The following is a 269-nucleotide window of genomic DNA, read 5'->3' as shown; positions in this document are numbered from 1 at the left end:
GCCTGGGTGTGCGGGAATGGATTGAGGAGAAAAAGTCGGCAGGGGCCATCGGTCGCATCGGTTTTTCTTTTCACGGCGATACAGCGGCTTTTTTGGAACTGCTGAACGCCTATGACTGGGATTTTTGCCAGATTCAATACAATTATCTGGATGAACACACCCAGGCAGGGCGTAAGGGACTGGAAGCAGCGGCTGCCAAGGGGATTCCGGTGATCATTATGGAACCCCTGCGGGGCGGGCGGCTGATCACCGGATTGTCTGCCGAAGCA

General features: G+C 55.4%; 1 protein-coding gene. It reads left to right on the top strand.

The features are described from left to right. A partial coding sequence (locus tag H6B10_RS16215) for an aldo/keto reductase (RefSeq protein ID WP_204652446.1) occupies positions 1-269 on the top strand: 269 nt, incomplete at both ends.

The organism is Gemmiger formicilis (assembly GCF_016901605.1).
Classification (GTDB): Bacteria; Bacillota; Clostridia; order Oscillospirales; family Ruminococcaceae; genus Gemmiger; species Gemmiger formicilis_B.
The sequence above is the reverse complement of the archived record's forward strand: the minus strand, read 5'-3'. Positions and strand labels throughout refer to the sequence as shown.